We start from the raw sequence: 25,250 nt of genomic DNA on the forward strand, positions 1-25,250 counted from the left end.
TGGCATCTTTTCCTGCCGATATACCGGATGCGGTGCTAGTGAAGCGCATGGGCGGCGACCTTAAGATCGCCTGCAGGGAGGCGCTTCTCTGGCACGGCACACTAAATATATTCCTGAGAGAAAGCATGACCGGACTCCCTCCCCGCGAGAGGAGCGTCGGCGTGTTTTGTTTTTTTCGCCCGTTCAACGAGGAGAACGAAGTGGAACATTCAACGCCTGAGCGGCACCTGGAAATGAACGAACTCAGTGCGGTCAGCGCCGCGCTAAATCGTGTTCAGGCCGTCATCGAGTTCGACCTGCACGGCATCGTTCTGCACGCCAACGACAACTTCCTGAAGACCGTGGGCTACACGCTCGACGAGATTCGTGGCCAGCATCACCGCATGTTTTGCGAGGCCGCTTACGCGGACAGTGCCGCCTATCGTCTGTTCTGGGAGAAGCTCGCCCGCGGCGAGTTCGATCAGGGCGAGTATCAGCGCGTGGGCCGCGGCGGCCGCGAAATCTGGATCAACGCCTCGTATAACCCGGTATTCGACGCCGCCGGCAAACCCTACAAGGTCATCAAGTTCGCCACGGATATCACCGCGGCGCGCCAGCAGAATGCCGAATACGAAGGCAAGGTGCGCGCGGTCGATCGCGCCCAGGCTGTGATCGAATTCGATCTCTCGGGCAACGTGCTCTCGGCCAACCAGAACTTCCTCGATACGCTCGGCTACCGGCTCGATGAGATCCAGGGCAAGCACCACCGCATGTTCTGCGAAGAGGCGTATACCGCGAGCGCGGAATACCGCGATTTCTGGGCGAAACTGAACCGCGGCGAATTCGATGCAGGCCGCTATAAGCGCGTGGGCAAGGGCGGCCGTGCAGTGTGGATTCAGGCTACCTACAACCCGATTTTCGATGTCGGTGGGCGACTCTGCAAGGTGATCAAGTTCGCGACCGACGTGACGGCCCAGGTCGCGCTGGAAGAGCAGATCCGGCGCCGCGCGCAAAGCGATCAACGCAAGGTCGAGGCGCTCCTGCAGGTGGTCAGCAAGGCCGCCGCGGGGGACCTGACGGGCAGCGTCGAAGTGGCCGGCACCGAGCCTATCGACCAGCTTGCGAGCGGCATCAAGCGGATGATGGACGATCTGCGCGGCGTGATCGGCAAGGTGGTCGACTCGGCCGGCGGCTTCACCGCCTCGTCGCAGGATATCGCGGGGCGTGCCAACACGGTGGCAAGCGGGGCGCAGTTGCTTGGCGCGACTGTCGAGGAGATGAACGCGTCGATCGAAGAACTGACCGCATCGATCAATTCGATCGCCGACAACTCGCGCAGCGCCGACAACCTCGCTAAAGATACCCAGCAGGAAGCGGAGCGCGGCGCGAAGGCGATTACCCGCTCGATCGAAGCGATGGAGCTGATCAATAAGTCATCCGAAGATATCAGCGAGATCATCAAGGTGATCGGCGAGATTGCCAGCCAGACCAATCTGCTCGCGTTCAACGCCGCCATCGAGGCAGCGCGTGCGGGCGAACATGGGCTCGGCTTTTCCGTAGTGGCCGACGAGGTGCGCAAGCTCGCCGAGCGCTCGTCGCAGGCGACCAAGGAAATCTCGAAGCTGATCAACGAATCGGTCAAACGGGTCGCTCAGGGCAGCGAAATCTCGAAGCAGGCCGGCGAAGCCTTCGACAAGATCGTCAACGGCGTGAGCCGGACGACACACGCGATCTCGGAGATTTCCTGCGGCGCGGACGAGCAGTTGATCGCCGCCCGCGAGGTCAGTGCCGCGATCCAGCAGGTGGCCGAAGAAACCGAGAAGTCCGCCAGCGCCTGCGACACGATTGCGCGGGCCAGCGCCACGCTGATGCAGGGCGCGGAAACGCTCGATCAGACCGTCACACGCTTCGTCGTCTGACGCGGGGGCCGCCTTGGATAACGAGCGCGAGGTCGATCAGGCGACCCGCCGGGCCTTCTTCGATCAGGTTCGGCGGCATACCGGGATCGCCATGAGCGAGCGCAAGTGGACCCTGCTGGAGGGCCGCTTGCGCCGGCGGGTGCGCGAGCTGGCACTGCCCGGTTACCGGGACTATCTGCATGTGCTGGAGGCGAAGCCCGAAGAGGTGCGCGATTTCATCGACCTGGTGACGACCAACGAAACCTCGTTCTTTCGCACGCCGCGCATCTGGGAATATTTCGCCGGGCAGTTTCTGCCGCGCTGGTTCGAGACGCACGGCGGCACGCCTTTGCGGGTGTGGTCGGCGGCAGCTTCGAGCGGCGAGGAAGCCTATACGGTGGCGATGCTGTGCGAAGAGTTTCGTGAGCGGCATCCGGCGTTTCGCTACCGGATTCTCGCTACCGATATCGGTGACGCGATTCTGCGCAAGGCTGCCGCGGCGCATTACCAGGGCCGCAGCATCGAGGGGCTCAGGCAAACCCATCCTGACCTGCTGGCCAGGTACTTCAGCGCTACGGACGATGGTTTCGTGGCCGCCCCGGCGTTGCGCGCGAACGTGACGTTCCGCAAACACAATCTGCACGAGGCGGCACGCGACATCGGCACGATGGACGTCACGCTGTTGCGCAACGTGCTGATCTATTTCGACGCTGCTGGCCAACAGGCGGTGCTCGAAAACGTGCGACGCGCGATGGCACCGGATGGTGTGCTGATTGTTGGGGAATCCGAATCGTTGAGCCGCTTCGATATGGGATTCGCCTTCGAACAGCCGCTTATCTATCGCAATGAGGTCCGCCCGTGACCGATGCGCGCGAGATTCAGGTGCATATGTGCGCCATTGGCATCGGCAATGGACATGACGTGTTGCGTGCGACGCTCGGCTCGTGTGTCGGCATTGGGCTGTTGTGGCGCGAGCGCGGCATCTACGGACTCGCGCACTGCCTGCTGCCCGATGCGGCCGTGCGGCCGGAGGGCATCGGCGCAAAATACGTCACGCAGGCGATTCCGTCGCTGCTGAGCCTGATGCAGGTGCAGCGCGCCTCGCATGGCGCGCTGGAGGCCGTGTTGGCGGGTGGCGCGAACATGGTGCATTACGCGCGCCGTCCCACTCACGCGCCGATCGGCGAGCAGAACGTGCGCACTGCACAGATCCTGCTCGAAGGACTCGGTGTGCGTGTCGTGCACGAGGATGTCGGCGGCGAATGCGGCCGGCAACTGCTGATCGATTGCCGGCAGCATGCGTTCGTTGTGAAAAAAATCACCCGCACTCTCTGAACGGGGTCCTCGTCATGGATATCAACGCAACGTCCGCCGGCAGTTCCGCTGTTGAACTGTTCGGCTCCTTTCACCTCGGCGAGACCGAACTGGCGCTGCCGGTTGCTGACCTGCAGGAGGTGGTCAACTACCCGGCAGCTGTCACACCGGTGCCGCTGGCGCCACGTCATCTGCTCGGTATTTTCAACTTGCGTGGCACGCTGATTCCGATCGTCGATCTGCGTCAGTTGCTGCATTTGCCCGAGGAAGCCGCAAGCAGCGTCAGCAAGATCGCGATCGTCGAACTCGGCGACGTGCGGGTGGGGCTGCGGTTCGACACCACCGGCGAAATCCTGCGCGTGCCGGCGGCGCAGAAGATCGCCTTCGACCGCGCGGATCCGGCGCAGCAGAGCCCGGCTGTGATTTGCGGTGCGCTGAAGCTCGACGGCGGCGAGCGGATCTTGCAGATCCTCTCGGCTGCTGCGCTGCTCGGGTTGCCGGACGTACCGCATCTGCATCACCGCAGCGCGGCGCCCGAGCGGCGCGCGCAGCAGGCGCAGCGTCGACAGACCGTATCGTTTCGCGTCGGCGAGGCGCATCTGGCGCTGCCGATGGCGGCGATTCAGGAGATTATCCGCGTGCCCGCGATGCATCCGTCGCCGCTCGCGGATGAGATCTGCATCGGCATGCTGAACCTGCGCGGCACGACCGTCCCGGTGATCGACTTTGCCCGCTTCATGGGACTCGAGCGTGAGGACGCGGCGGCATCGGGCGTTGCCACCGCCGCATCCACGGACGAGCGGCGCATTGTCGTGCTGAATCATCAGGAGCTGCACGTCGGCCTGATGGTCGACGAGGTGCGCAGCATCGTCGGCTATCGCGACGACGAATTGCTCGTGATGCCCGCTTATAGCCGTCGCCATGTGGCGTTGTTTGCGGGCTGTCTTGGCAACGACGGGCGCGACAGCATCATCCTGTTGAATCCGGAAGCGCTCTGCAGCCACGAGCGCATTACCGCCGTGGCCCGGGGTCATCGCGATCTGTATCGCGACAGGACCCAGGCGGGCGGCGCTTCAGGTGGCGGCCATGGGAAAGGCGGAAACGCCGGACGTGGTCCGCGCGAGACCTACGTGACGTTCCGGCTCGGTCATCTGCTAGGCGTGCGCATTGGCCAGTTGCGCGAGGTGATCGATTATTCCAGCGAGGTCGTGGTGACGCCTGGCGCGCCGCCGTACGTGCGCGGCGTGCTGCATCTGCGCCGCGAACTGTTGACGGTGGTGGATGTGCGCGCGATGTACGGCATGCCGCCGTACGACGATCTCGCGCAGGCAAAGATCCTGATCGTCGAGCATCGCGGCGAGAAGTACGGCCTCGTGGTCGACGCGGTCGACAACATCGTCACCATCGAAGCCGCCAGCCGGATTCCGGTGCCGCCCATGCTGACGCGCCAGCTAGCCAACGGCTGGGGCAACGGCATGACCGAGGCGGTCGAATTGCCAGGCCGTGGCACCTTGATGCTGATCGACCTGGCGACGCTGTGCGAACGGGTCGCGGTTGAGGCGGAGGTGTGACGGGGCGCGTGGACAGTCACGCCGGCTGCGTTGAACGGGCGGTCCGGCTAGTCTGACGCGAACGACACCGCCCCCGTACTTACTGCTGCGCCACCGGTTCTGCTGGAGACTGTTCGACCGTCGCCACGCCGCAGAACCAGTCGCCGCTGTGGGGCGGATATTGCCAGCGCGTGTCCTGCTTCAGGACGGTCGCACACTGGTCGTGCCACGTTACGCCCGGATTGGCTGCGGTGCATTGGAGCGCCAATGGGTATGCAGGTGCGTGCGCGAGCTGGCCGCCGCCTATCGGAGTGCCAGCCAGCGGGGTACTGCCCGGCTGCGTGGTGTGCCGCGGAGTGTCGCTGGGCGCGGCGGCAGCAACAGGGGTGCCGCTCGCCGCCGTGCCAGCCACGGGAACGCCGGCCGGCGCAGTGCCGCCCAACGCAGTTCCACCCGTTTCCGCGTCCGGTTGAGCATGGGCGATCGCGCGCCGTCCCGCATCGCGCGGCCCTTCGTTCAGGCGCGGCGTCGGCGTGGCCGGTTGTGCGGACTTATCCGGCTGGCCCGACGGTTCCTGCTGCAGGCTCGTCAACAAAAGCTGCAGTTCCTGGATGCGTCCGGTGTACCAGGTTTTCAGGCATTCCTCATCGCTGCAGTTCGCTTCCCGCCACGCCCATTTACTGTCGCTGTCGGCGCGGAACGCCTTGGGATTGGAGACGGAGCGCCGCGCTTGCCAGTACAGCTTGCCAAGCACGTCGTCGAGCTTCGATAGATCAGCTCGGTGGCAGATCAGTTGTTCCGTGATCGAACGGCCCTTGTTGCAATCGAAGCTGGTCGCATGGGCCGGCAGGTGGGTGAGCAGCAGGCTCGCGAAAACGGTGGTTCGGAAAATCTTCATGGCAGTCCGGACAGAGCAGGGTCGGTAATGCGATGAATGATCGGCTGAGTTGGAAACGGCCAGACCTCAAAAAAAGGACGAGTTCGCAAACTTCTTACCAAATGTTGCTATCAGCCCGCGAATGACCTGCGACCTTCATCGGGATGCGGTACGCTTGCTTACACAGTGACATCCAGACGCAGCGACAATCGAAACCGCCCCGCCAGAGGAGGCCGCAATGCGAAGACAGTTGGTGCAGTGCTGTTATGCAGGATTGACCGCCCTGTTGCTCGTGCCCGCCGCTGCGTTCGCGCAGGCGCAGGCCGTCACCAATAGCTCAGTGAACCTTCGGGCCGGTCCCGCACGTGACTACCCGGTGGTCTCGCAATTGCCGGGTGGCCTGCCGGTCACGGTGATGGGGTGTGTCGCCGGCTACAGCTGGTGCGATGTCGCGACGCCCAATCTGCGCGGCTGGGTTTATGCGGGACGGCTCAACTATCCTTATCAAGGCAACCCGGTCCCCGTGCTGGGCTATGGAAACGCGATCGGCTTGCCGATCGTGACGTTCTCGATCGGGACGTATTGGGGTAACTATTATCGTGGCCGGCCGTGGTACCGGGATCAGTCGCGCTGGGCGCATCGTCCTCCGCCACGGCCGCCGCGCCCGGGTGCGGGACGTCCGCCTGGCCGGCCTCCAGGTGGCCCCGGTGGTCCCGGCGGCAGGCCGCCAGGCGGTCGCCCGCCGGGCAACGTGGGTGGCCGCCCGCCGGGCGGTCCGCCGCCGGGTGCGGGTGGACGTCCCCCGGGCGGCCGGCCTCCAGGTGGACAGCCTCCGGGCGGCGGCGGTCGACCTCCCGGCGGCGGCAAGCCACCGGGTGGTGGGGGCGGTGGACAGGGTTCACGCCCTCCAGGTGGCGGCGGACAAGGCGGACGGCCGCCAGGCGGCGGTTAGACGGGGCAGCCAGGGAGTACGCCGCCGCGTGACCACCTAAGGTGAACACGTCAGGCCGCGGGCAAGGCGAACCCGCCGCGCCGCAAGGCTCAGGCGGCATAAAGCCCGTACAGATCTCAACAAGGACAGGGAGCGATGGCAGTGGCTGAACACAAGACTTGTGGCGCATCGGCGGTGGGCCTGGCGACAGTGGCCGCCGACGGCACCGTCCTCGATAGCTGGTTTCCCGAGCCCGAATTGGCGGAAGGGCCGCTCGCAGGCGGCACGGCGCGGCTATCGCACGAGGAAGTGTCGCGGGCGATCGGCGACGCCGCCGCGAATTGCGTCGGCCCCGACGAGCGACGCGGCGTCGAGGTGATCGGCGTGCGCACGGCGATTGCCTCGCTCGCCGAGCCGCCGCTCGATGCACACGACGTCTATCTGCGCCTGCATCTGCTCAGCCACCGGCTGATCCGCCCGCATGAGGCCAATCTGAGCGGTCTGTTCGGATTGCTTGCCAATGTCGCATGGACCTCGTTTGGTCCCTGCACCGTGGAATCGGTCGCGCAGGTGCGCCTGAAGGCGCGCGCCGCGCGCACCACGTTCGAAGTCACTGGCATCGACAAATTCCCGCGCATGACTGACTACGTCGTGCCCGCAGGCGTGCGTATCGCCAACGTGGACCGGGTCAGGCTCGGCGCCTATCTCGCCCCAGGCACCACGGTCATGCACGAAGGCTTCTGCAATTTCAATGCGGGCACCCTTGGCGCGTCTATGGTCGAAGGCCGCATCAGTTCAGGCGTGGTGGTCGACGATCACAGCGATATCGGCGGCGGCGCGTCGATCATGGGCACGCTCTCGGGCGGCGGCACGCAAGTCGTATCGGTGGGCAAGCGCTGCCTGCTGGGCGCCAACGCGGGGATCGGCATTTCGCTTGGCGACGACTGCGTGGTTGAAGCCGGCTGCTACATCACGGCGGGCACCCGGGTCAGCTTGCCGGACGGCGCGGTGGTCAAGGCAGCCGAGCTGTCGGGGCAGCCGGGGTGGCTGTTCCGCCGCAATTCGCAGAGCGGGGCGGTGGAGGCCATCTCGCGCACCAAGACGTGGGGACAACTGAATCCGGACTTGCACACGCATAACTAGGCGAGCGCAGCGGATACGGCGCGGCCGACGGTTTACGCCACTGTCCTTGGCGTAAACCCCAGTGCGCTAGCGGTCCCATCCTGCCGATGTCGGGTTAGGGGGCTCGATTATGACTTGCCAGGTGACACCAGGTGACACGGTTGGAGCAGAGTCTGACAGCGCCCGCTATTCGACGGGGCTGGCGGAGCGCCTGCTCGCGTCCGAGCGCAGCGTATTGCGGCTGATCACGCGCAACACGCCGCTACCCGAACTGCTCGACGAGGTGTGCCGCCGCGCGGAAGCCTTGCTCGGCGAGGACGCGTCCTGCACGATCCTGCTGCTCGATGCCGACGGCATCCACACGCGTTCCGGCGGTGCGCCGTCGCTGCCGAAGGAATACACCGAGGCGCTGAACGGGGTTGCCATCGGCCCGCAGGTGGGCTCGTGCGGCACCGCCATGTTTCTGCGGCGCCTGGTAGTGGTCGAGGACATCGAGACCGATCCGCTGTGGGTGGACTTCAAGCAGCTCGCCTTGCCGCATGGCTTGCGTTCGTGCTGGTCGATTCCGTTCGAAAACGACGCGGGCCAGGTGCTGGGCGCGTTTGCCGTCTACTACCGCACGCCGCGCCGGCCGGTTGCCGACGAGGAGGCCATGCTGCGCGATATCGGCCGCAGCGTCGGTCTCGCCGTGCATCAGGACGCGATGGCGCGGCGCCTGGCGCAAAGCGAGGAGCACCACCGCCTTGTCGTCAATCATCTGAACGAAGGCATCGTCGTGCAGACGCGCGACGGAGTGGTGCTCGCCTGCAACCCGAGCGCGCTGCGTATGCTGCACGCGGGAAGCGAGCTGATTGGCCAGGACATCCAGACTGTCATGCGGCGCAGCTTCCATGAAGACGGCACGCCGATCGCCCAGACCGACCGCCCGACGGTGCGCGTGCTGGCAAGCGGCAAACCGCTGCTCGGCCAGACGATCGGCGTGGAGCTCGCGGACGACGAAATCATCTGGATCACGGTGAACGTGGTGCCCATCGTGAAGCCTGGCGAGCGCGAGCTGGGTTCGATGCTGATCTCGTTCACCGATATCGGCCCGGTGCGCAAGGCCCAGCAGCAACTCAAATATCTGGCGACGCGCGATTCGCTCACGGGGCTCTACAACCGCGCCTATCTGGCCGACCGGATGCGCGACCTGTTCGAGCCGGCGGGGCTGGACACCGAGCTGGCGCGCGTCGCGGTGCTGTTTGTCGACCTCGACGGTTTCAAGAAGGTCAACGACACCGCGGGCCACGAAGCGGGCGACACGCTGTTGTGCAGCGTCGCGCATCGTCTGGCGTCCTGCGTCAAGGAACAGGACACGCTGGCGCGGGTGGGCGGCGACGAGTTCGTGATCGTCGTGAGCTCGTATGAGAACACCGAGACGCTGATCGCATTCGCGCGCCGCATACTTGAAACGGTGGCCGTGCCGTTCGCGGTGGCGGGCAACGAATACTACCTGGGCGCGTCGATCGGCATCAGTCTCTTCCCCGAAGACGGCCAGGATGTGCCCACGCTGATGCGAAATGCCGACTCGGCGATGTATTCGGCCAAGCAGCGCGGCCGCAACAACTTCCAGTTCTTCACCGCCGATCTGAACAAGCACCTGCAACGGCGCTTTGCGATCGAGCAGTTGCTGCGCCGCGCGCTCGCGGCGGGCGAGCTGAGTCTCGTGTACCAGCCGATCGTCGACAGCCGGAACGGCCGCACGGTCGGCGCGGAAGCGCTGCTGCGCTGGTACAACCGCGAACTGGGCGATGTGTCGCCGGTGGAGTTCATTCCCGTCGCGGAGGATACCGGGCTGATTGTCGCGATCGGCAACTGGGTGCTCGAACATGCGTGCGAGCAGGTGGCGCAATGGCGGCGCACCCTCGCGCCGGATCTCGTGATTGCCGTGAACCTGTCGCCGCGTCAGGTGAGCGAGGGCCTGGCGGAACGCATCGAACGCTGTCTTGCGCGTTGCGGCCTTGGGCCCGATGCGCTGGAGCTGGAGATTACCGAGCGCCTGCTGATGAACGACAGCGAAACCGTGCTGCCGATTCTGACCGCGCTCAGCAGTATGGGCGTGAAGATTTCCGTCGACGACTTCGGCACCGGTTATTCCTCGCTGTCGTATCTGAAGCGTTTCCCGTTACATAACCTCAAGATCGACCGTTCGTTTGTCGCGGGCTTGCCGGACCATCGCGATTCGATTGCGATTACCCAGGCCGTGGTGGCGATGGCGCATTCTCTCGGCATGGACGTGACGGCCGAAGGGGTGGAGACGACGGCGCAGTCGTCGTTCCTGCGCTCGATCGATTGCGACAAGCAGCAAGGCTATCTGTTCAGCCGGCCGATGGCGGCCGGCGCCTATGCACGCAGCCTGACGGACACGCGCAGGCTGGCCGGCGGGGCGAGCGCACAGCAGCAGGCGGAATAAGCGCTTGCCGGGGACCACGTAGCATCGCGGCGGCGATGCGTTGGCCGTTCGTTGTTGCCTGATTACCGCTTGGTTACCTCGCTTGGTTACCTGTCACCTGCCGGGTTCGTCTAAAGTCATGCATTCCTTCCATCTGTTCCCAAGAGGCGACGAATGCTATTGATTGGCGTGCTGGACTCCCCATATGTGCGTCGCGTCGCGATTTCGCTGGCCGTGCTTGGCTTGCCCTTCGAGCACCGCCACGTGTCGGTGTTTCGTCACTTCGACGAGTTTGCACAGCTCAATCCGATTGTCAAAGCACCGACCCTCTTCGAAGACGACGGCACGATGCTGATCGATTCGACGTTGATCCTCGATCACATCGACCACAAGGTCGCTCCCGCGTGCCGTCTGATGCCGGAGGAGCCCGGCGCGCGGCTGCACGCACTGAGCGTGATCGGGCTCGCGCTCGCTGCCACCGAAAAGACCATGCAGGAAGTCTACGAGCGCCAGCTGCGGCCCGAGGCATTGCAGCATGCGCCGTGGCTCGAGCGGGTGCAGAAGCAGATGCACGCCGCATATGGTCTGCTCGAGGCGCGCGTGGCCGGTCATGAAGGCTGGCTGCTGGGGGACCGTATGATGCAGCCGGATATCACGGTGGCGATCGCATGGCGGTTCACGCAGTTCATGCTGCCGGGCGCTGTGGATGCAGCGCGCTATCCGGCGCTGGCCGCGTTCTCCGAACGCGCGGAAGCGTTGCCGGAGTTTATCGGCGCGCCGCTGGAATGAACCGGCGCCGCGATCCGCGCGCGCCGGTCGAATAACCTTTTGACTCGCGTGGAGGCTGGTGGGGCTATCGGCCCGATAGCCCGCATTCGCAGCATACTTCGGGCATGTCGGAAAGCGGCTGCAAGCCCCACTGGCGGCGCTTTCCGGCCGTAGCGCAGATTGTTCGGTTTCCGCAACAAGTGACTTCGCTTTCCGGCTCTTTATCCACAGGTCGCCGATCCTTAGAATCCCACCATCGAAACGTAAAGTAACGTCGCGCCGAAGCGGCGAGACGCAGTGGGAGCAGATATGCGAGCCTTGATCGAAAGACAGTTGTACCACCCATCGGTGATCCTGCCGATGGTGGCGTTAATGCAAATGATGGTGGCGCAGGATTTCAACCTGAGCCAGGTGGGCCTGCTGATGGCCACGAAGGGCGCCCGCGCGGCGTTGCAACGCTCGCGTGAACTGATCTGCGCGCATCACGGTCACTGCCACTGCTGAGCGCAATTTATTGCGCCGGCGGCGCAGTTACACACGCAGCACCTCGTTTCTTCGTTTTCACGCCCCCACTTCGTCACGGCCCACGCGGCCCGGTGTTAGCCGACGGCAGTTCGCCCCCTGCGGCACCTCGAAGACCTCAGCGACAGTTTCCCACGAGCCTTGGCGTAAGATGGCACAAGCCTGCTATCAGCCCTCGGGAGACATGCCATGCCTCAGCATTTCGACGCAGTCGTGATCGGTACAGGACAGGGCGGTTCGCCGCTCGCAGTGCGTCTTGGTAAAAGCGGCCGCAAGACAGCCGTGATCGAGCGCGGCGCGTTCGGCGGCACCTGTGTGAATGTCGGATGTACACCCACCAAGAGTTATGTCGCGAGTGCTCGCGCGGCCCACGTGGCGCGTCACGCCGGCGAGTATGGCGTGCATGTCGCGGGACCGGTTACGGTCGATCTGGCGCAAGTCAAAGCGCGCAAGGACCGGATCATCGGCGAGTCGCGCAACGGCGTCGAAAAATGGCTGCGCGGCGCGGAGAATGTCACCGTGTTCAACGGGCATGCCCGGTTTACCGGGCCGCATAGCTTGAGCATCAGTGGGTCGGATGGGCAGATCGTCGATGAACTGCAGGCCGACGAGATATTTATCAACACCGGCACGCGCGCGGTGGTGCCGCCGCTCGACGGCATTGATCGAATCCGCTACTACACCAACTCCACGCTGCTCGAGTTGACCGAATTGCCGGAGCATCTGGTGATTGTCGGCGGCAGTTATATCGCGCTCGAATTCGCCCAGGTGTTTCGCCGTTTCGGCAGCCGCGTGACCGTGCTCGTGCGCGGCGAGCGCGTGCTGGCTCGCGAGGACGCTGACCTTGCAAACAACGTGCAGAAAGTGCTGGCGCGCGAAGGCATCGAGTTTCGCTTTGGCGGTGAGCCGCAGCGCGTCGAGCCGCTTGCCGGCGACGGCGTGCGCGTGGTCCTCGAGGGTTCGGGGGCTGCCGTGGAGGCGTCGCATCTGCTGTTCGCCACCGGCCGCAGGCCGAATACCGATGACCTCGGTCTCGCGACCGCCGGCCTCGAAACCGACCGGCACGGCATGATTCCCGTGGACGGTGAGTTGCGCACCAAGGTGCCGGGGGTGTGGGCCATCGGCGACGTCAACGGCCGCGGCGCGTTCACGCACACGTCCTATGACGACTATCAGATCGTCGCGGCCAATCTGTTCGACGGCGGCTCGCGCACGGCCGATACCCGCATCATGACGTATGCGGTGTTTGTCGATCCGCCGCTTGCGAGGGTCGGTCTTTCCGAAACCGAAGTGCGCGCTTCTGGCCGCGATGCCCTGATCGCGACCATGCCGATGACGCGGGTCGGCCGCGCGCGTGAACGCGGTGAGACCGACGGCTTCATGAAGGTGCTGGTGGATGCTCAGACAAAACAGATTATCGGCGCGGCGATTCTCGGCATTGAGGGCGATGAAGCGCTGCATACATTCATCGACATCATGACGGCCGGCGCGCCGTATCCGACGTTGCAATATGCGATGCATATTCATCCGACCATCAGCGAACTGGTGCCGACGTTGCTCGATGGGCTGAAGCCGCTTAAGCCGGTGAAGTAGTGCGCATCGGACTATTGGACTTGCCTGTCACCGGATTGAGTAATGACGCTTACCTCGCATCAGAGACGCGGGCCGCGGAGACTGGCCAGCAACCCGTGGCCAGGGAAGGACTGACATCTATATGACTGCGTACTCCACGCCGACTCGCATCGGCTTGATCTCCGACACGCATAATCTCGTGCGTCCGGAAGCCCTGCAGCATCTGGCCGGATGCGACGCCATCATTCATGCCGGTGATATCTGCGAGCAGGCGGTTCTCGATGCACTCGAACGCGTCGCTCCCGTCACGGCAGTACGCGGCAACAACGACATCGGCGACTGGGCTCGCGCGTTGCCGACGCACGCTACGCTCACCGTGCGGCAAGTGAAAATCCGGATCGTGCACGACATCGACGATCTCGATGGGGATATGCGCAGCGAGGGAATTGGCGTCGTCGTCACCGGGCATTCACACAAACCGCTGATCGAGGAGCGCGACGGCGTGCTGTTCGTGAACCCGGGCAGTGCCGGGCCGCGACGTTTCAAGCTACCGGTGTCGGCGGGTCTGCTGCTAGTGGAGGGCGCGAGTGCCACCGCCACGTGGCACTCGTTGCTTTAGGCTCGCGCCGTCGCTCCCGACGCGTAGTTCTCTTCGTCCATCTCCTCGGCCGCGCGTTCGCCGCGCAGCACGGCGTGCGCTTCAGCACGCGTGCCGACGCACGGACCCGAGCCAAGCAACGGCCGGCGCGCGGTTTCGCGCAAGGCGAGCACCGAGACGATCCCGATCAGCGATGCCGCCATCAGGTAGTACGCGGGCATCATCAGATTGCCGGTGCGGTCGACGAGCCACGCGGCGACGAGCGGCGTCGTGCCGCCGAACAGCGACACCGAGATATTGAAGCCGATCGCGAGCGCACCGTAGCGGATGCGGGTGGGGAAGAGCGCCGGCAGCGCCGACGGCATCACGCCCGTGAAGCACGACAGCAGCACACCGAGAATCAGCAGGCCGCTAAACACCGGCAGCACCGCGCCCATGCGGATCAACAAGAGGGCGGGAATCGACAGCGCGAAAAGACCGACGCAGCCGAACAGCATCACCGGCTTGCGGCCGATCGTGTCGGACAGGCGGCCGGCGAACAGCGTCATCGGCATCATCAGCACCATCACGAGCAGCACGAGAAACAGGCCATGCGTTTCGTTGAAATGCAGCGTCGAGGACAGATAGCTCGGCAGATACGACAGCGCCATGTAGTCGGTCACGTTGAAGATCAGCACGAGGCCGACGCACAGCAACAGCGCCTTCCATTGGCGGGCGAGCAGGTCGCGCAGGCTCTGTTTGGGCAGCGCCTTGTCTTCCGCTTCGCGTGCTTCGGCCTGCTTCTTGAATGCGGGCGTTTCTTCGAGCTTCATCCGGATGTACAGACCCACCAGTCCCAGCGGCCCTGCGATCAGGAACGGCACACGCCAGCCCCATGACAGCAGCGCTTCATGCGACAGCGTGGCGGTGAGCAATGCGACGGTCCCTGCGCCGAGCACGTAGCCGATCAGCGTGCCGAACTCGAGGAAGCTGCCCATGAAGCCACGGCGCTTGTCGGTGGAGAACTCGGCGATGAAGGTCGCCGCGCCGCCGTATTCGCCGCCGGTGGAGAAGCCCTGCACCAGCCGCGCGACGAGCAGTAACACGGGGGCGAAGATGCCGATCGACGAATAGCTCGGAATCAGACCGATCGCGAAGGTGCCGGCGGCCATCATGATCATCGTCATGGCGAGCACGCGCTGGCGGCCGATGCGGTCGCCGAGCGGGCCGAATACCATGCCGCCGATCGGTCGCACGAGGAACGCTGCGGCGAACGTGCCGAAGGTCGCGATCAACTGCGCGGACGGATTGCTCGACGGGAAGAACACCTGGCCGAGCGTGACCGCGATGTAGCTATACACGCCAAAGTCGAACCACTCCATGGCGTTGCCGAGCGCCATGGCGCCGACGGCACGTTTGAGTAGGGACCTATCGACGACGGTGATGTCGTCGAGGGTGAGACGTTGTTCCTGGTTTTTGTGTCGCCAGAAGCCGTTGCTGGAAGCGGTCAAGGTGAAAACTCCAATGACTGCGACGAAACTCATGAAAATGCGCATGAATGTTCCGCCACGGGTGCTGGGGAAAGTGCAGTTTCACGAGCTGGGCGAGGGCGCCGGTGACGGCCTTGACGGGTGGGCAAGGGCGTGAAAGCGGAAACGCCGGCGCCACGCATGGCCCTTACGCGCATGTCGCGAAATTGCACTGCTCTAGTGCTGCTGATTGTTTTGCATCTGCGTGGCCGTGGAAGGGGGGCAGATGCATGAGGACGCTCGCGCGGTTCGAAACCGGCGGGGCGCCGCTGAAAGGCCTGGCACGAAAAAGGCCGGTGATGACCGCGAAAATCCCGCGACGTGACCGACAAGCCTTCTTGTATAAAAACTGCTCAATCCGGAGTGCGATGCGCACGGCGCCGCACGGTAGATTGAATGCGAATGATGGCGAATTACTGTTGGAACGACGCACATAATAGCACGATGACAGAGGATCGTGCAAACGGTACGGCCGGCGGGAGGGTGTCCGAGGGCGCCGAATCCCTTGCGGGACGGGGGATTCGGGCGAGTGTGAGAATTTGAAACGGGGGCTTAAAAGCAGCTGGTTTAGGGCTCGGATCGTGGCCCGATAAGTGGCCGGTTTCGAGTCGAATGGGCGAAAAAAATCCGCGCACGGGGCGCGGATTTTTCTTCAAACGGTGTCAGCGAGGGCGGCCGATTCGCGACCCTGCGAGCGCCGAACAGGTCAGATCGGATCAGCTCAGCTCTGCGACGGCGGCACGTAACCCGTAGCCTGATCGGCGCCTTCGCCGAAGAAGAACTTCTCGGTCTGCTTCATCAGATACTGGCGGGCACGCGGATCGGCCATGTTCAGGCGGTTTTCGTTGATCAGCATGGTCTGTTGCTTGAGCCACGCCTGCCAGGCTTCTTTCGAAATGCTTTCGTAGATCCGCTTGCCGAGTTCGCCCGGCAGCGGCGGGAAATCGAGGCCTTCGGCTTCCTTGCCGAGCTTCGCGCATTGAACCATACGAGCCATGCTGTGCTTCTCCTTTAATCGGTGGGGACGCTATTGCGCGCTGTTGCGTTTTTGGGCAGTCGCTTTATATGGGGCCGCTCAGAGCTGTTTCATCAGCACGAGCGACTTGCGCTGCCAGTTATAAAGGCGGCGGCGATCTTCCGGCAGGTCGTCGACCGTTGCCTTCACAAAGCCGCGTTTCAGGAACCAGTGTTCAGTGCGCGTCGTCAGCACGAAAATGCGCGTGAGACCGCGTGCGCGAGCGCGCTGCTCGATGCGCTTCAGAAGCCGCTCGCCGTCGCCGGTGCCTTGCGCTTCCGGTGCGACTGTGAGGCACGCCATTTCGCCGATGCGTTCCTGCGTGTAGGGATAAAGCGCCGCGCAGCCGAACAGCACGCCATCGTGCTCGATCACCGAGAAGTGGTCGATGTCGCGTTCGATCTGGTGGCGGTCGCGCCGCACGAGCGTGCCGTCCGACTCCAGCGGTTCGATCAGCGCGAGAATGCCGCCGACGTCGTCCGGCGTCGCTTCGCGCAGGCTTTCGAGGTTCTCGTACGAGATCATCGTGCCCACGCCATCGTGCAGGAACAGTTCGAGCAGCAGACTGCCGTCGAGCGCGTAGGGGATGATGTGCGCCCGCGCCACGCCGCCACGGCAGGCGCGGATGCAGTGCTTCAGATAGAAGCCGGCGTCGCCGGTGACTTCGCCGCTTTCATGCAGCTTGTAGGCGTCGTCGAGCGACAGTTCGCGCATCAGTTCGGTGCCGTCTTCGCCATCCTGCATCAGGCCCGGCGTCTCGGTCAGGAACACGATCTTGTCGGCGCGCAGCGCGATGGCGGCCGCCGAGGCCACATCTTCCATGGCCAGATTGAACGCCTCGCCAGTGGGCGAGAAGCCGAGCGGCGAGAGCAGCACGAGCTTGCGGCTGGCGAGAGAATGGCGAATCGAATCCGCGTCGATCTTGCGCACCACACCCGTGTGGGCGAAGTCGACCCCGTCCAGAATGCCGACCGGCCGCGCTGTCACGAAGTTGCCGGACACCACGCTGATGTGCGCGTGCGCCATCGGCGTGTTCGGCAAGCCCTGGCTGATCGCCGCCTCGATGTCCAGACGCACTTCGCCGGCCGCTTCCTTCGCGGATTCGAGCGCGCGCGCGTCCGTGATGCGCATGCCGTGCGAAAACTCGGACTCCACGCCGTGCAGGCTCATCTGCTCTTCGACCTGCGGTCGCGAGCCGTGGACGAGCACGATCTGGATGCCCATGGCCTGCAGCAGCGCGATGTCCGACACCAGCGCGTTCAGTAGCCCTTGATGCACCACTTCGCCGCCGAACCCGACGACGAACGTCTTGTTGCGGAACGCGTGAATGTACGGGGCAACCGAACGCATCCAGTCGACGAATTGCGCGTGTTGCGAGTCGGATTCCGTGGCGCCGGACGTGGCCGGAGCGCTCGCGGGCGTGGGGACGAGGTCGGTTTGGGAATTCATGCCCGGGATTATAATGCGCCCCCATGTCGAATGTACCCAAAAGTCCCGCTTCGGCGAACGAGAAAACGGCGCAGGGCGCCGGATCAGACCCATCGCGCGAGTCGCACGGCGAGGGAGGCGCGCGCGCGCGGCCTGCTGGTGGCGTGAAGCAGCAACCGCAGGCGACGCAAAAGTCGCCGCAGGCAGGGCAGCAGTCACGTGAGCCGCGTCGCGAGCACGGCGTTGACCCGAAAGCGTCATCGAAGCCGGCTCAAGGGCAACGCCCGCGTGATGACGCTCGCCGTCAAGCGGGTGCAGGCCAGGGGCCGGATCAGCGGGGGCGCAATACGCCTCGGGATGCGCAAAACACGGCCGGGCCTACGCGTGGCGCTGATGGCGAGCGTGAACCGCGGGCGCCACGTCCGCCGCGCGCCGCGCGGATAGTCGAGCCCAATCCGATTCCGCCTATCACCTTTCCCGAAGCGCTGCCGGTTTCCGGCCGACGCGAGGAAATCGCGCGGGCGATTGCCAACAACCAGGTGGTGATCGTCTGCGGCGAGACCGGCTCGGGCAAGACCACGCAGTTGCCGAAAATCTGTCTCGAACTCGGGCGTGGGCTCGGTGCGGGCGGCTCGGGCCTGATCGGCCACACGCAGCCGCGCCGGATTGCGGCATCGGCGACGGGGCGGCGCATCGCTGAGGAACTCGGCACGCCGTTCGGCGAAGTGGTCGGCTACAAGGTGCGGTTTACCGACAATCTCTCGCCGGGCGCTTCGGTCAAGCTGATGACGGACGGTATTCTGCTGGCGGAGACGCAGACCGATCCGCTGTTGAAGGCCTACGACACGCTGATCATTGACGAAGCGCATGAGCGCAGCCTGAACATCGATTTTCTGCTCGGCTATTTGCGTGAAGTTTTGCCGAAGCGGCCGGATCTGAAGCTGATCGTCACCTCGGCCACCATCGATGCGGATCGTTTTGCGCGCCACTTCGGCACGGATGACAAGCCCGCGCCGGTGATCGAGGTGAGCGGGCGGCTCTATCCGGTCGAGGTGCGTTATCGCGCGGTGGCGGAAGACAGTCCGGCCGTGAAGTCCGCGGAAGGTTCCTCGTCGTCTTCGTCATCGTCGTCGCGCGAGCGGCCCAAAACGCAGCGCGAGACCGATCGCGATCTGATGGACGCGATCATCGACGCCGTGGATGAACTGTGCCGCGAAGGTCCCGGCGACGTGCTGGTGTTCCTGCCTGGTGAGCGCGAAATTCGCGACGCCGCCGAGGCGCTGCGCAAGCATCATCCGCCGCATACGGAAATTTTGCCGCTGTTCGCGCGGTTGTCGGCGGCGGAGCAGGAGCGCGTGTTCCGGCCCTCGAACGCGCGGCGCATCGTGCTGGCCACCAACGTCGCGGAAACTTCGCTGACCGTGCCGGGGATTCGCTACGTCGTCGATACGGGTTTGGCTCGCGTGAAGCGCTACTCGTACCGTAACAAGGTCGAGCAGTTGCAGGTGGAGTCGATCTCGCAGGCGGCGGCCAATCAGCGGGCCGGTCGTTGCGGCCGGGTCGCGGATGGCGTGTGCATCCGCCTGTACGAGGAGACCGATTTCCAGTCGCGCGTGCGCTTCACCGATCCGGAGATTTTGCGGTCGTCGCTGGCGTCCGTGATTCTGCGGATGAAGTCGCTGCACCTCACCGCGATCGAAACCTTCCCGTTCATCGAACCGCCGCCCGGCCGCGCAATTGCCGATGGGTATCAACTGCTGAACGAGCTTGGCGCGGTCGACGACGATAACGAGCTCACGCCGCTTGGCCGCGAACTCGCGCGCTTGCCGCTCGATCCGCGCGTCGGGCGCATGATTCTCGCTGCGCGTGACCAGCAGGCGCTGCGCGAAGTGCTGATCATCGCGAGCGCACTGTCGGTGCAGGATCCGCGCGACCGGCCGATCGAAGCGCAGGAGCAGGCCGATCAGGCTCACCGTCGCTTTGCTGACGAGCGTTCTGAGTTTCTGCAATGGCTCAAGATCTGGAACTGGTTCGACGAGGCCATCGCGCACAAGAAGTCGAACCGGCAGTTGCATGACGAGTGTCGTGCCAATTTCTTGTCGCAACTGCGCTTGCGCGAATGGCGCGACGTTCATTCGCAATTGCTGACGGTGGTGCGCGAGCACGGCTGGCGCATCAATGAAGCCGAGGCCACGTTCGAGCAGATTCACCTCGCGCTGTTGACGGGGCTGCTCGGCAATATCGGCCTGAAGGCGGATGATGAGCCTTACTACCTCGGTGCACGCACCATCAAGTTTTATCTGTGGCCGGGTTCGGCGCTGGTGAAGAAAGCCGGGCGCTGGGTGATGGCTGCAGAACTGGTCGAAACAAGCCGGCTTTACGCGCGTTGTATTGCGAAGATCGAGCCGGAGTGGATCGAGCAGATCGGTGCGCATTTGCTGAAGAAGTCGCTCTCGGAGCCACATTGGGAAAAGCGCGCGGCGCAGGTGTCGGCCTTTGAGCGGGCCGTGCTGTACGGTCTGCCGATTTATCACCGGCGGCGGGTGAGTTTCGGCAAGCAGGACCCGGCGCGGGCGCGTGAATTGTTTATCCGCGGCGCGCTGGTGGAAGGCGAATTCGATACCAAGCTCGCGTTCTTCGCGCACAACCGCAAGCTGCTTGCCGATATCGAGCAGCTCGAACACAAATCGCGCCGTCAGGATGTGCTGGTCGACGATGAACTGATTTACGCGTTCTACGATCAGGCGTTGCCGCGCGGGATCTACACGGGCGCGTCATTCGAACGCTGGTATCGCGATGAAGTGAAGAAGAGCGGGCAGCCGGAAGACAAGCTGCGCCTGCTGTATCTGTCGCGTGACGATCTGATGCGTCACGAGGCGGCTGGAGTGACGACGGACCTGTTTCCGAAGCGGATGACGATGTCGGGTGTCGAGATGGCGCTGACCTATCACTTCGAGCCCGGTTCGCCACGCGATGGCGTGACGCTTGCCGTGCCGCTCTACGCGCTGAACCAGGTGGATGCGCGGCGCTGCGAATGGCTCGTGCCCGGCATGCTGAAGGAAAAGACACAACTGCTGCTGAAGTCGCTGCCGCAAAAGTTGCGGCGGCATTGCGTGCCGCTGCCGGAATACGCCGCGGGGTTTGTGGATCGCAACGGTGGGCCGCGTTTCGGAGCGGGTGGTTTGTTGGAGTCGCTGATTGCGGATGTTCGCGAGCAGACGCAGGTCGCGATGAAGCAGTCTGATTTCAAGCTCGAGACTCTGGCTGCGCATCTGTTCATGAACTTCAAGGTCGTGGATGAGCACGGGCGGCAGCTCGCGATGGGACGCAATCTCGCGCAACTGCGCGCGGAGCTCGGTGGTCAGGCGCAGCAGCATTTTCAGAAGATTGCTTCCGGGGCAGCGGGTGTGGCGCTGGCCGGGGCGAGTGGCGTGGGAGGTGGAGCGGCCGCTGATAGCGGTGATGGACGGGGACGAGAGGCAGGACCGGGATTCGGGCAAGGCGGTCATGCGCGCGGGCCGGGCGGTGCGGCAGGTATTGTGGGTGGCGCGGGTGTCGCGGGTGCAACGTCACGCGAGAGAGCGGGTCGAGCTTCGCGCGGGCCAGGTGGCGTACCGGTGCCGCAGACCGCTTCGTCAGAAACGCCGACGACGACCGCGCTCTACGAGAACCTGACGACCTGGAACTTCGGCAAGCTTCCCGAGTTGCTGGAAATCCGCCGCGGCGGGCAGACGTTGTTTGGTTATCCGGCGCTTGTCGATCGCGGGACGCATTGCGATGTCGAGGTGTTCGATTCGCCGGACGAAGCCGCGCGAATTCACCGCGCGGGATTGCGGCGATTGTTCGCGCTGCAATTGAAGGAGCCGATCAAGTATCTGGAGAAGAACCTCCCGGGCCTGCGTGAGATGGCGATGCAGTTCATGCCGCGCGGCACGCAGGAAGAGTTGCGCGACCAGTTGGTGGATACCGCGCTCGATCGCGCCTGTCTGCAGGACCCATTGCCGGCCGACGATGTTGCATTCCACACGCGACGCGATGAAGGACGCAGCCGGCTGACCCTGCTCGCGCAGGAAATTGCCCGGCTGGTGGGGCAAATTCTCAGCGAATACGCGAGCGTTACCAAGAAGCTGGTGCAGGCGAAGCCGTTTGCGGCGGCCCATGCGGACATGCTAGGCCAACTCGATGCGCTGATCGGCAAGCGCTTCGTGATCGACACGCCATATGCGCAGCTTGCGCACTTTCCGCGCTACCTGAAGGGGATCGTGCTGCGTATCGACAAGCTCAAAGCCGACCCGGCCCGCGACGCGCGGCAGTTTGCCGAGTTTCATCCGCTGCTGCAGAACTATCAGCGCGCGCTCGCGCAGCGCGGTGGTGTCATGGACGCGCGATTGCTGGAGTTTCGCTGGCTGCTGGAGGAGTTGCGGATCTCGCTGTTTGCGCAGGAGCTGCGTACACCGATGCCGGTGTCGGTGAAGCGGCTGTACAAGGTGTGGGAGTCGATGCAGCGGTGAGGGGTTTGAGCTGCGGATGCTTGACCTGGGGGCGATTCTTTAATCGCTCGCACGGAATGCCGTTGTGCTGTTGCGCCGTTCGCTATGAGTATAAAAAAGCGCGACATCGATCCCTTGGGGATCGGTGTCGCGCAAAAGATGCAGATCGCCCAGACCTGCATCCACTCGCTGCTCGTATTACCGGGCACCTGCGATGACTGTTGTCATTGTCCGGCGGGACGGCGAAGTGTCGGTATAAGTAAATTCTTAAAAAAATGTTTGATGGATCGAACGTTGGCCTTCCAGGATGAAAAAAGGCGGGTTGCTGAATCCAGCAACCCGCCTTTTAAATTTAGTAGTCCGATGCAGGGGAATCGCTATTACTGCCGGCGTTTTCCCTGCATCCTACCAACGTCTACATTTAGAACTCGTAGCCTACTTGAGCGCGCACACCTGCATCACCCGTCGAGGTGGCCGACACTGCGCCGTTCACGAGCCATTTGCCGTTCATCGAACGGTGGGTGACACCGACAGCCAGTGCCGAGCCGTTCTTGTACGCACCAGCTCCGCCAGCCACAATCGTCTTGCCCGGACCCGACGGCGTCATGTTCGGCATGGCCATTGCTGCGGCGATGCCGGCGTAGGCGTTCTTCGCGACCTGATTCACCGAGTCTTGCACCGCGTTCACTTGCTGGTCGGTATAGTCCTTCGCCGACATGCCTGCGGGCAGATCGCCAACGGCAGCGTGCAGCGCCGAGTTCATCTGACCAAGGTTGACGGCGTCGGTATCTTCCGTGCCGGCTGCAACGTTGGTGATCTGACGCTCGTGACCTGCTGAGCCCATGGACACCGTGTTATCGCGGTCTGCGACTGAGTCGGCGCCGATCGCTACGGAGTTGTTGCCCGTTGCCTTGGCGTGATGACCCATTGCCGTGCTGTTGTCGCCCGAGGCGATGGAACCTGCGCCGTCGGCAGTGCTGTTGTTGCCGGAGGCGGTGGAGTTCGCGCCGGTTGCGGTGCTGTCGCTGCCGGAGGCCGTCGAGTTTGCACCGGTTGCCGTGCTGTTGTCGCCTGTCGCCGAGCCGTTGCTTGCGTTGTTCACGGTAATCTCTGTGACGCGAGAATCGATGCTCGTCATTTGTGTGGTGATGCCGCTGATCTGTTGCTGGAGGTTATCCTGCACCGCGTACAGCTGGCTACCGTTGACCGCGTCGAGGCTCGTGCTGTTGACCGCGCCGTTGGCCACACCGGTCAGCACTCGCGCGCCTTGGGTGCCGGTGAAGTTCACCAGCTGGCCGTTGGTTGCGCTTGCAACCGTAATGTTGCCGGTCGCGCTGTCCTGCTGCACCAGGCCGAGAGTGCCGTTGTTGATCTCGTTGGTGATGCTGTCCATGCGGCCAGCAACGTTCGTCACTTCGGTGTCGAGATTCGAGATCGCATCGCCGGCGTTGTGCACGGTTTGACCGTTGACCACGTATGACGGAGCGGTGATCGTGCCATCAGGGTTGACGGTCGAGCCGCCGCCCATCGCGCTGGCTGTTGACGCGCTTGCGTTGAACAGTTGCGAGCCGTTGACCGCGTCGACGCTCGTTGCGTTGACCGCACCTGCTGATACACCGGTCAGAACACGCGAGCTACCTTGCGCGTTCGTGAAGTCGACGGTGTCGCCGTTCAGACCCTTGGCCACCGTGATGTTGCCAGTCGACGCATCTTGTTGCACGAGGCCGACTTCGCCGTTGTTCAACTGGTTCGTGATGTTGCTTACGTTGGTGTTCAGCGTGGCGATGTCTTTCGTGTTGCCCGCTACGCGGCCATCGAGATTGCTGACTGCGTCGCCGACGGTATTGACCGTGCTGGTTGTGCCGTCTGCGTTGGTGACGGTGTAGCTTGGGGCGATTACTGCGCCGGTGGTCGGATCGACTGCTGCGCCGCCGCCCAGTGCTGTGGTTACGCCCTTGAGTTGCGAGACGTTGACTGCGTCTGTATCGGCCGTGCCGTTCGATACGCTTTTGAGCTGGCGTGTACCTGCTGTGCCGGCGAAGTCTACTGCTGCGCCGTCGGTGGTCTTGCCTACCGTCAGGTTTGCACCTGCGGATGCCTGCTGGACCAGACCGGCTGTGCCGTTGTTCATGTTGTTGACTGTATTTTGCAGGTTCGACACGCTCTGGTTCGTTGCGTACAGTTGCGAGCCGTTCACCGCGTCCATGCTCGATGCGCTCAGCGCACCGGCGGCGACGTTGACGATCTTGTTACTGTGCATATCGACCTGGTTCATCATATTGATGCCCATGGGCCCATACAGTGAAATCGTGCCCGCGCTGTTGCTGCCCGTTGCGCCGACCAGCAGCGTTGCGTTGGTGCTGTCCGGATTAAAGTAGCTTCCGTTTTCTGCGAGTGCGATGCCAGTGCCGCCCGCGCCGCTGCCACCACAGGTACCGGGCGCGGTGGGCAACGTTGCACTGCTTCCCCACACGCCGTTGCCCGCACTCGAACTTCCCGTGAAGCTGAAATATGAAGTCGACGCGGTACCCGAGCAGTTCACGATGGAACCGGCCATAGCAGACGGCGCGAATGTCAATGAGCCCAGTGCGGTCGCAAGCATCACGCCGCCTGTGCCCAGGACGTTGCTGGCGGAAACACCCCGTGCCTTCCGGCTGCTCTTTGAATGGCCCTTCGCCAGTTCCGATGCGACGGCCCAGCCACCCGTGATGACGTTTCTAACGATGCGATAAGCGTGATTCATGATATTCCCAAAGATGTAGTTACGGAAAACGCGCTACGTGCACTACCGATTCCGGCGACATCTTCGTTGTCTCGAAGCATCGCCGTTAATACGTGACAGGTGGCGCAATGAAGGAAATTGTAGGCATAGCTGTGTAGGTGGAATATCAGACTAGTCTCAAAAGTCTTGCTGAGAATGGCGTGGAATGGGACAGGCGGGATGACACTGCGAAGTGAGGGCGAAATGTCCCCTTTCGTCGTTGACTGTCATATTGGACGCGCTACCTGTTCGGAATATTCCGAATGCCCGAATTTTCTGGCGCGTCGTTGCCTATTACATCTCGTTCGCTAAGCAACGCGTCCCCACGGGAGATGCTGACGGTTGCAGCAGTGAATACCAGATTTCACCGCTTCATCTAAGAATAGCTGAGGGTTTTCCATATGTTTTGAGAGTCGTCCTATTACCTGTTAAAAGCTCGAAATTTACAGTTAGGTCATCGCTTGAAGGGTTAATGAGATGCGCTGG

At 63.5% G+C, this 25,250-nt stretch carries 17 protein-coding genes; 12 read left to right on the forward strand and 5 right to left on the reverse strand.

Going from position 1 to position 25,250, the window contains the following annotated elements; genetic code table 11:
* Positions 1 to 233: 233 nt before the first annotated feature.
* The 4 genes from BUS06_RS09915 to BUS06_RS09930 are packed head-to-tail and all read left to right on the forward strand — an operon-like array spanning position 234 to position 4,762.
* A complete protein-coding gene (locus BUS06_RS09915; RefSeq protein WP_074266007.1) occupies positions 234 to 1,898 on the forward strand; it encodes a methyl-accepting chemotaxis protein in 1,665 nt (554 codons plus the stop codon).
* A 13-nt stretch (positions 1,899 to 1,911) separates the two neighbouring features.
* Positions 1,912 to 2,739 (forward strand): CheR family methyltransferase, encoded by an 828-nt coding sequence (locus tag BUS06_RS09920; RefSeq protein WP_074264108.1) that lies wholly within the window; start codon positions 1,912 to 1,914, stop codon positions 2,737 to 2,739.
* Positions 2,736 to 3,212 carry a chemotaxis protein CheD gene (locus BUS06_RS09925; protein ID WP_083611507.1) on the forward strand — a complete coding sequence of 159 codons (477 nt, stop codon included), beginning with the start codon at positions 2,736 to 2,738 and terminating at the stop codon, positions 3,210 to 3,212. Before BUS06_RS09920 ends, BUS06_RS09925 begins: the two co-directional genes overlap by 4 nt.
* A gap of 14 nt (positions 3,213 to 3,226) precedes the next feature.
* Positions 3,227 to 4,762, forward strand: coding sequence for a chemotaxis protein CheW (locus BUS06_RS09930; RefSeq protein WP_074264109.1), 1,536 nt, complete (start codon positions 3,227 to 3,229; stop codon positions 4,760 to 4,762).
* Positions 4,763 to 4,841: 79 nt separating this feature from the next.
* Here BUS06_RS09930 and BUS06_RS09935 read toward each other — a convergent pair whose 3' ends face one another.
* Positions 4,842 to 5,639 carry a lysozyme inhibitor LprI family protein gene (locus BUS06_RS09935; protein ID WP_074264110.1) on the reverse strand — a complete coding sequence of 266 codons (798 nt, stop codon included), beginning with the start codon at positions 5,637 to 5,639 and terminating at the stop codon, positions 4,842 to 4,844.
* Positions 5,640 to 5,856: 217 nt separating this feature from the next.
* On the opposite strand from BUS06_RS09935, the gene BUS06_RS09940 reads away from it, so the two are divergent.
* From BUS06_RS09940 to BUS06_RS09970, 7 genes are all read left to right on the forward strand, one after another.
* Entirely contained in the window at positions 5,857 to 6,570 is a 714-nt protein-coding gene (locus BUS06_RS09940) for an SH3 domain-containing protein (RefSeq protein WP_074264111.1), read from the forward strand.
* A gap of 135 nt (positions 6,571 to 6,705) precedes the next feature.
* The gene (gene dapD / locus BUS06_RS09945) at positions 6,706 to 7,692 is read left to right on the forward strand and encodes a 2,3,4,5-tetrahydropyridine-2,6-dicarboxylate N-succinyltransferase (protein WP_174567507.1); all 987 of its coding nucleotides are present in this window, start codon (positions 6,706 to 6,708) and stop codon (positions 7,690 to 7,692) included.
* Between the two features lie 109 nt (positions 7,693 to 7,801).
* Positions 7,802 to 10,123, forward strand: coding sequence for a putative bifunctional diguanylate cyclase/phosphodiesterase (locus tag BUS06_RS09950; protein ID WP_074264112.1), 2,322 nt, complete (start codon positions 7,802 to 7,804; stop codon positions 10,121 to 10,123).
* 153 nt (positions 10,124 to 10,276) lie between these two features.
* A complete protein-coding gene (locus tag BUS06_RS09955; RefSeq protein WP_074264113.1) occupies positions 10,277 to 10,891 on the forward strand; it encodes a glutathione S-transferase family protein in 615 nt (204 codons plus the stop codon).
* Positions 10,892 to 11,179: 288 nt separating this feature from the next.
* Positions 11,180 to 11,374 (forward strand): hypothetical protein, encoded by a 195-nt coding sequence (locus BUS06_RS09960; RefSeq protein WP_074264114.1) that lies wholly within the window; start codon positions 11,180 to 11,182, stop codon positions 11,372 to 11,374.
* 207 nt (positions 11,375 to 11,581) lie between these two features.
* Positions 11,582 to 12,985 (forward strand): FAD-containing oxidoreductase, encoded by a 1,404-nt coding sequence (locus tag BUS06_RS09965; protein WP_074264115.1) that lies wholly within the window; start codon positions 11,582 to 11,584, stop codon positions 12,983 to 12,985.
* Between the two features lie 121 nt (positions 12,986 to 13,106).
* Positions 13,107 to 13,583: a metallophosphoesterase family protein gene (locus BUS06_RS09970; RefSeq protein WP_074264116.1), complete on the forward strand. Its 477-nt coding sequence runs from the start codon at positions 13,107 to 13,109 to the stop codon at positions 13,581 to 13,583.
* On the opposite strand, the gene proP is transcribed toward BUS06_RS09970, so the two are convergent.
* From proP to argA, 3 genes are all read right to left on the reverse strand, one after another.
* A complete protein-coding gene (gene proP / locus BUS06_RS09975) occupies positions 13,580 to 15,085 on the reverse strand; it encodes a glycine betaine/L-proline transporter ProP (protein ID WP_254368813.1) in 1,506 nt (501 codons plus the stop codon). The genes BUS06_RS09970 and proP overlap by 4 nt on opposite strands.
* A 706-nt stretch (positions 15,086 to 15,791) precedes the next feature.
* Positions 15,792 to 16,067: an oxidative damage protection protein gene (locus tag BUS06_RS09980; protein ID WP_074264117.1), complete on the reverse strand. Its 276-nt coding sequence runs from the start codon at positions 16,065 to 16,067 to the stop codon at positions 15,792 to 15,794.
* Between the two features lie 78 nt (positions 16,068 to 16,145).
* Complete coding sequence (argA, locus tag BUS06_RS09985) at positions 16,146 to 17,534, reverse strand: amino-acid N-acetyltransferase (protein ID WP_074264118.1); 1,389 nt, start codon at positions 17,532 to 17,534, stop codon at positions 16,146 to 16,148.
* Between the two features lie 23 nt (positions 17,535 to 17,557).
* On the opposite strand from argA, the gene hrpA reads away from it, so the two are divergent.
* Positions 17,558 to 22,024 carry an ATP-dependent RNA helicase HrpA gene (gene hrpA / locus BUS06_RS09990; protein WP_074264119.1) on the forward strand — a complete coding sequence of 1,489 codons (4,467 nt, stop codon included), beginning with the start codon at positions 17,558 to 17,560 and terminating at the stop codon, positions 22,022 to 22,024.
* A gap of 400 nt (positions 22,025 to 22,424) precedes the next feature.
* On the opposite strand, the gene BUS06_RS09995 is transcribed toward hrpA, so the two are convergent.
* The gene (locus BUS06_RS09995; protein ID WP_074264120.1) at positions 22,425 to 24,746 is read right to left on the reverse strand and encodes a YadA-like family protein; all 2,322 of its coding nucleotides are present in this window, start codon (positions 24,744 to 24,746) and stop codon (positions 22,425 to 22,427) included.
* Positions 24,747 to 25,250: the final 504 nt, after the last annotated feature.

Source organism: Paraburkholderia phenazinium (assembly GCF_900141745.1).
GTDB lineage: Bacteria > Pseudomonadota > Gammaproteobacteria > Burkholderiales > Burkholderiaceae > Paraburkholderia > Paraburkholderia phenazinium_B.